Raw genomic sequence first — 4648 nt, 5'->3', positions numbered from 1 at the left:
GCTCCGGGTCGATCCGGACCGCGTGCTCCAGCGGGGCGTCGGTCCACGGGCGCAGCAGGGCGCGGCAGCGGTCCAGGACCGCCGGGTCGGTGACCGGGCGGGCGTAGCCGGTCACCACCACGCTCCAGCCGAGGTGGGTCACCGGGTCGATGGCGTCGGCCTGGTAGGCCACCACCGCGCCGTCCGGCCCGTGGCCGGTCACCGCGGCGAGCGCGGCGTCCTCGTGGGTGCGGATCAGCAGGACGCCGTCCAGCAGCAGGTGGTTGACCGGGCGGATCGCGGGCAGCGCGTGCATCGTGAAGACCACCCGGCCCAGCTGGGTGCTGCCGAGCAGGCGCAGCGCCGCGCCGCGGTCCAACGCCACCATCCGCCGTGGGGCCGTGCCCGGCCGCACCCCGATCTCCGCCGTCCGTTCCATGTCCCGCTCACCCGCTTCCGGCCGCCTGCGGAGCGGCACCCTGCCCGGCGCGGCCCCACTCGATTGCTCCCCATCCTGCGCCGCCGGGCCGACCGGGGACAGGGCCGGACGACCCCAGTGGCCCGGTCACCCGGCCCCGGTCCGGCCCTACCCGCCGGCCAGCGCCTGGGTGGCGAGGACGGCGGCCTGGACCCGGCGCTCGACGCCGAGCTTGGCCAGCAGGCGGGAGATGTGGTTCTTGACCGTCTTCTCGGCCAGGTAGAGCCGCTCGCCGATCTGGCGGTTGGTCAGGCCCTCGCCGACCATCGCCAGGATCTCCCGCTCCCGGTCGGTGAGCTGGGGGAACGGCTGGGCGGGAGCCGCGGTCTCGCCGCGCAGGCGGGCCATCAGCCGGGTGGTGGCACCGGGGTCGAGCATCGACTGGCCGGAGGCGACGGTGCGGACGGCGGCGACCAGGTCGGTGCCGCTGATCTGCTTGAGCACGTAGCCGGCGGCGCCCGCCATGATCGAGTCCAGCAGGGCCTCCTCGTCGTCGAACGAGGTCAGGATCAGGCAGGCCAGCCCCGGCAGCCGGGAGCGCAGTTCGCGGCAGACGGTCACGCCGTCGCCGTCGGGCAGCCGCATGTCCAGCACGGCCACGTCCGGCCGCAGCGCCGGTACCCGGGCCAGCGCCTGCTCGGCCGTCCCGGCCTCACCGACCACGGTCAACCCGGGCTCGGAGTCGAGCAGGTCGTGAACCCCGCGACGGACCACCTCGTGGTCGTCGAGCAGGAAGACCCGCACCGCGTCCCCGGTGCCACCGTGCGCCCCGTCCACCACCGTCACCACTCCGTTTGGTCCCAGCCCGACGACAACGGTCGGGAACGATCAGATCTGACCGGATTCTGACGGCTGCTGCGCGTGCGGCATAGGGCCTTCCGGCCCTAATGGCCGTGCCCGGCCCGCGGCGGTCGCTCCCGCCCGGGGTCAGGGCTCTTCGCGCCCGGGGGCCGGGACCTTCGGCCCTCGGCCCGGCCCCGCGGCGGGCGCCAGGCTGGTGTGGACCACCAAGGAGGGGTGATGAACGCTCAGCAGACGCTCACCGGCACCGAGGTGCTGGTGCGGACGCGCGGCCCGGTCTCCGCGGAGAGCCGCCGTTACGCACAGGAGAAGGTGCGCGCGGTGGTGGACCGGCTCGGCACGCCCGCCCTCGCGGCCCGCGTGAAGCTCAGCCAGGAGGTCGGCCACGCGCCGGACCGGCAGGCCGTGGCCCAGGCCGTGGTGGACCTGCGCGGCCACCCGGTGCGCGCCCAGGTGGGGGCCGGCACCATGCAGGAGGCGATCGACCGGCTGGCGGACCGGCTGACCGGACGACTGGCCCGGGCCCGGCACCACGACGAGTCCTGGCGGCACGACGGCGCCTGTTCGCCGCTGACCCGGCCCGGGCCGGAGGACGACGCGCACCGACCGGTCCGGCGGGAGCTGCCGGTCGGGCAGCGGCGGATCGTGCGCCACAAGGCGTACAGCCTGCCCCGTCGCAGCCCGCGCGAGGCGGCGTTCGACATGGATGCGCTGGACTACGACTTCCACCTGTTCACCGATGCGCTGACCGGGCACGACGGGGTGGTCTACCGGGATCCCCGCAGCGGCACCCACCGCTACTCCGTGGTGGGCCCGTACCCGCTCCACCGGCCGGTGCTGCCGGGCGGGCCGGCGCCCAGCCGTGCGGCGGTGCCGGAGCTGACGGTGCGGCAGGCCGTGGACCGCCTGGAGGTGACCGGTCTGCCGTTCGTCTTCTTCGCCGCCCCGGGCAGCGGCCGCGGGCAGGTGGTCTACCGCCGGGTGGACGGGCACTACGGCTTGATCACCCCCACCGCCTGACGGTCGGTCGGACGGTCGAGGACTCCCGCCGCCCTGTGCGTGGGGCGCGGTGCGGCGGGCGGGGTCGGTGCCGGGGACGTGGGGGTCCGCGGCGCCGGACGAAGGGGCTGGGAGCGACGAGGGGCGGCTCCCAGCCCCTTCGCGGTCCAGCTCCTTCGCGGTTCCCGGCCCGTTCGCGGTTCCCGGGTCCGGACCGGCCGCGGGCGCGGGGGCCGACGGGCGTAGCGTGGGCCGGGACGAAAGGGGACGGTGTGTTCACCACCGAGCGCTTGATCGTGCGGGACTGGGCGGCGGCGGACCGGGAGCGGTGCTTCGACCTCTACTCCCGCTGGGAGGTGGCCCGGTGGCTCGGGGCCGAGCCCGCCGTGCTGGAGACCGTGGCCGCCGCCGAGGCCAGGATCGAGCGGTACCGCGGCTTCTCGGCCGACCCCCGGTTCGGGATCTGGGCGGTGCAGCGCAAGGACACCGGCACGGTGGTCGGCACGGTCCTGCTGGTGCCGATCCCGGACGGCGACGGGGAGGTCGAGGTCGGCTGGCACTTCCACCCGGACAGCTGGGGCCGGGGGTTCGCCACCGAGGCGGCGCGCGGTGCGGTGGCGAAGGGCTTCGCGGAGGGCCTGGCGGAGATCCACGCCGTGGTCCGGCCCGGGAACGAGCCGTCCATGGCCCTCTGCCGGCGCCTCGGCATGGTGCCGCAGGGGCGCACGGACCGCTGGTACGGCATGGAGCTGGAGAGCTTCCTGCTGACTCGTTGACTCGTTGACTCGTTGACTCGCTGAGACACGGACGCACGGCACGCCGAAGGGCCGACCGCGCCAGGCGGTCGGCCCCGGTGGCCGGGTGGCGCACTGTCAGCTCCCCGGCGGAGGTGCCGGGAGATCGGGTCCGCTCGGGTCCAGCACCCCCAACAGGCGCAGCACCCGTGCCGGTTGGCCGGTGGCGCCGCGCAGGTGCGGCAGCTCGCCGTCCGGTCTGCGCCCCAGCAGGCAGGTCACCAGCCGGGCGCCCGAACTGTCGCAGAAGGTGACCCGGGACAGGTCCACGACCAGGCCGGGCCGGTCGGTGCGGGCCGCTGCCAGCAGTGCCGGGGCCAGCCGGATCGCCGAGCAGAGGTCCAGCTCGCCGCGGAGCCGCAGCACGGTGCCGGGCCCGGTGGTGTCGACCACCGCGTCGGCGAGGAGTTCGGTCGTGTCCATCGGAGCCTCCTGAGGGTGCCTGACGCGGTGTCGGCGGCCCTGCCCGGCCGCCGCCCGTGCCGCGCCGCGGTCCAGCCAACCAGCTGCCGGGACGGTCGACTTGGTCTCACCGTCCCGGCGCGATGGGGCCGAAGGTCCCTCAGTCGTGCGGGACCACGGCGACCGGCGACTGCGCGTGGTGGACGACCGCGTGGGCCACCGAGCCGAGCCGGGCGCCGATCGGGTGCGGGCGGGCGGCGCGCCCGACGACGGTCAGGGCGGCCCCGTCGGCGGCGTGCACCAGGGCGTTGGCCCCGCCACCGAGCCGGACCTCGGTCTCGACAGAGAGCAGCGGGTACCGGTCGCGCCACGGCGCCACCGCCTCGGTGACCAGCTTCTCGGCCACCGCGCCGAGTTCGAGCCGGTCCTGCTCGGAGGGCACCCAACCCGCGTAGCCGTACATCGGCGGCAGGTCCCAGCCGTGCACCACCCGGACCCGGGCGCCGCGCAGCGCGGCCTCCCGGAAGGCGAAGTCGAGCACCGCCTCGGCCGGCTGCGCGACGTCCAGGCCGACGACCACCTCGGCGTCGCCGCGGGCCGACGTCCACTCCTCGCGGACCAGCACCACGGGCAGCTCGGCCCGGGCCGCCACGGCCAGGCTCACCGAGCCGACCAGCAGCCCGTGGAAGCCGCCGAGCCCCCGGGTGCCCAGGACCAGCAGCTGGGCGTCGCTGCCGGCGGCCAGCAGTCCGTCCACCGCGGCGTCCGGGATCAGCGAGCTGCTGACCGTCAGCGTGGGGTGGGCGGCCTGCACGTCCGCGGCCGCCTCGTGCAGCAGCGCGCGGGCAGCCGTCTGCAGGTCGGCGGCCTTGACCGGTGAGGTCTCGTGCTCGCCGAGGAACGGCCAGGTGTGCACCAGGTGGAGCGAGGTGGCGCGCCGCAGGGCCTCGGCGGCCGCCCAGCGGGCGGCGCTGCGGCTGCGGGCGGAGGTGTCGATCGCGGCCACGACGGGACGTCGGTTCATCGGGGGCTCCCAGGGGCTTCGGCGTCCGGCCGATCCGGACACCCCCGACTCTGGCGTCCCGTCAGCCGCCGTCCCAGGGGCCGCCGGGCCCGCACCGGAGGACCGTTGGTCCCGAGCCGGTGCACGGCAGACCGCCGGCGGCCCCGGAACGACGCGGCCGCGGCGCAGTTC

The 4648-nt window shown here is 76.2% G+C and carries 6 protein-coding genes; 2 read left to right on the top strand and 4 right to left on the bottom strand.

Translation table 11 applies throughout. The annotated features are described in order from the left end of the window. Together ACFW1A_RS38770 and ACFW1A_RS38765 are read right to left on the bottom strand one after the other, a co-directional pair. On the bottom strand, positions 1–418 hold a 418-nt coding region (locus ACFW1A_RS38770), incomplete at its 3' end, for a pyridoxamine 5'-phosphate oxidase family protein (RefSeq protein WP_380418094.1). A 147-nt stretch (positions 419–565) separates the two neighbouring features. After that, complete coding sequence (locus ACFW1A_RS38765; protein ID WP_380418096.1) at positions 566–1237, bottom strand: response regulator; 672 nt, start codon at positions 1235–1237, stop codon at positions 566–568. Positions 1238–1477: 240 nt separating this feature from the next. On the opposite strand from ACFW1A_RS38765, the gene ACFW1A_RS38760 reads away from it, so the two are divergent. Next, positions 1478–2278 carry an HPF/RaiA family ribosome-associated protein gene (locus ACFW1A_RS38760; RefSeq protein WP_380418092.1) on the top strand — a complete coding sequence of 267 codons (801 nt, stop codon included), beginning with the start codon at positions 1478–1480 and terminating at the stop codon, positions 2276–2278. 251 nt (positions 2279–2529) lie between these two features. Then, on the top strand, positions 2530–3033 hold the full coding sequence (locus tag ACFW1A_RS38755) for a GNAT family N-acetyltransferase (protein ID WP_380418090.1): 504 nt from the start codon (positions 2530–2532) through the stop codon (positions 3031–3033). 96 nt (positions 3034–3129) lie between these two features. Here ACFW1A_RS38755 and ACFW1A_RS38750 read toward each other — a convergent pair whose 3' ends face one another. Both ACFW1A_RS38750 and ACFW1A_RS38745 read right to left on the bottom strand, forming a co-directional pair. Beyond that, on the bottom strand, positions 3130–3474 hold the full coding sequence (locus ACFW1A_RS38750; protein WP_380418088.1) for an STAS domain-containing protein: 345 nt from the start codon (positions 3472–3474) through the stop codon (positions 3130–3132). A gap of 139 nt (positions 3475–3613) precedes the next feature. Continuing rightward, complete coding sequence (locus tag ACFW1A_RS38745; protein WP_380418086.1) at positions 3614–4477, bottom strand: universal stress protein; 864 nt, start codon at positions 4475–4477, stop codon at positions 3614–3616. Positions 4478–4648: the final 171 nt, after the last annotated feature.

Origin of the sequence: Kitasatospora sp. NPDC058965, from assembly GCF_042741245.1 — a bacterium.
Classification (GTDB): Bacteria; Actinomycetota; Actinomycetes; order Streptomycetales; family Streptomycetaceae; genus Kitasatospora.
Note: the sequence above shows the minus strand (reverse complement) of the source record. Positions and strands in the feature narration are given on the sequence as shown.

Bases quoted from the DNA above. Each gene is read 5' to 3' on its own strand.
- ACFW1A_RS38760 (WP_380418092.1), top strand. From the start codon at position 1,478: ATGAACGCTCAGCAGACGCTCACCGGCACCGAGGTGCTGGTGCGGACG.
- ACFW1A_RS38750 (WP_380418088.1), bottom strand. From the start codon at position 3,474: ATGGACACGACCGAACTCCTCGCCGACGCGGTGGTCGACACCACCGGG.
- ACFW1A_RS38745 (WP_380418086.1), bottom strand. From the start codon at position 4,477: ATGAACCGACGTCCCGTCGTGGCCGCGATCGACACCTCCGCCCGCAGC.